Source organism: Gemmatimonadaceae bacterium (genome assembly GCA_035633115.1).
In the GTDB taxonomy this organism is placed as follows: Bacteria; Gemmatimonadota; Gemmatimonadetes; order Gemmatimonadales; family Gemmatimonadaceae; genus UBA4720.
The window spans coordinates 1-1,573 of record DASQFN010000055.1 but is presented as its reverse complement, the minus strand read 5'-3'; the positions used below and the strand labels follow the sequence as shown (position 1 = coordinate 1,573).

Sequence of the window (1,573 nt, the reverse complement as noted above, 5' to 3'; positions counted from 1 at the left end):
AAATCGAAGACCTCTTCGATCGCCTTGTTGATGATGACGCTGCGTTTGAATCCGGCCATGCAATCCTCCAATTCAGTACGGTGTTCCGCAGTGCGCGCAGCCGACGTTCGGGGACATCGATGAGTACGGCGGCGGCTAACGCTCGGCTAAGCTGCCGGGGCCGCCTGCAAGGACGTTGAAGCTCGGAAAACCAGGATGGCGGCCCCGGTCAGCTTCAGCCGTTGGTTCGGCCGGTGTCCGATCCCCCATGCGGTATGCCCAGCCACCGTGGGACGCGCGCCCTGTACTGGCGATACGCCTCGCCGAACTTCGCTTCGAGTGCATGCTCCTCACGCGGCGCGAGGGTGCTCACGACCACGCACAACACGACGAAGCCGGCAAGTACAATAACGCTCCCGTACAGAACCGCCCAGCCGAGCCATAGGCCCAGCTCTGCGAGGTACATCGGGTGTCGGCTGTAGGCGTAGGGGCCGCGCGTCATCAGGAGCTTCGGTTCCCAGTTCAACTCCACGCGCTCTGGGATCTGCGCGATATAGGTGTAGCCGTTGATCGTGAGCCAAAGCAGGACCACGATACCGATGGCGACCGGAACCAGGCCGAGGAGGTTCCAGACCGCCGGGTTGCCGTCCGTCCACCCGTACCAAGGGCCCAGCAGCGAGATCGCCCACGGCAGCACCCCATGGGCGACCAGGAAGAGGAGTGGGGCCAATGCAAAGGCCAGACGCCGAGGAATCCCGGCCTTCCGCGCCGGACTTGCGCCGGAGGGTTCGGGAGTGCTCATTGGTGTACCCTCGTGGCCGAACGCTGGAGTTCAGCGGCGCGCGAAGCGTGTCCGCTGCAACTCCTTGTTCGGCGGCGTGTCAGTCAACTCCACCTGTCGTGCAACTCACTCAGTCGGTGATCCCCGCGACGCGGAAGACATTCCAGCTGCCGTCCGGCATCTTCTTGTACACGATGAGCACCCTGCCACTAAGGTGCACCGGCGCACCGCCCGGCGATGTGATAAACGAGACGGTGTACGGACGCCACTCGACTGCCCAGCCACCATCCAGAAAAATCAATTCCTTGTATTCCGGGACGTAGCTCAGCACTTTGAGGTCTTTGTTAGCGGTCAGGCGTTGGTAGTACGCGAACATCTCTTGCTTGCTGACTTCTCCCGGCGGAACGGGTCCAATACGCACGAAGTCATCGGTAATAGCAGACGTCAGCGCCACAGGATCTAGCGACACCGTCGCGGAGATGTCCAGCTGGCGGAGCTTCTCGATGGCGGCCAGGTCCGCGGCGCTGCCCCCTGTGGTACGTCCAGCCGACGCGGCCGGCACCTGGACCGCTTGCCCTCCCAACGGGGCTGTGAACGTCGGGCCGCCCATTCCGCGGAAGCATTTCCAGCTGCCGTCCGGCATCTTCTTCAGGACCATCAGCCTCGTGCCACTAATTTGCTTCGCCTCACCACCCGGCGACTCAACATACGAACCAGTGATGTAGCCCCACTCGACCGCCCAGCCGTCGAGTATCGCCAAGTCCTTCGTTTCTGGAACGTAACTCAGCACCTTGACACCTGGGAGAGCGGACC

The 1,573-nt window shown here is 62.7% G+C and carries 2 protein-coding genes; both read right to left on the bottom strand.

What is annotated here, in order from left to right; genetic code table 11:
- Window positions 1–214 precede the first annotated feature (214 nt).
- On the bottom strand, window positions 215–781 hold the full coding sequence (locus tag VES88_07330) for an isoprenylcysteine carboxylmethyltransferase family protein (protein HYN81296.1): 567 nt from the start codon (window positions 779–781) through the stop codon (window positions 215–217).
- A 109-nt stretch (window positions 782–890) separates the two neighbouring features.
- A partial coding sequence (locus tag VES88_07325) for a hypothetical protein (protein ID HYN81295.1) occupies window positions 891–1,573 on the bottom strand: 683 nt, incomplete at its 5' end.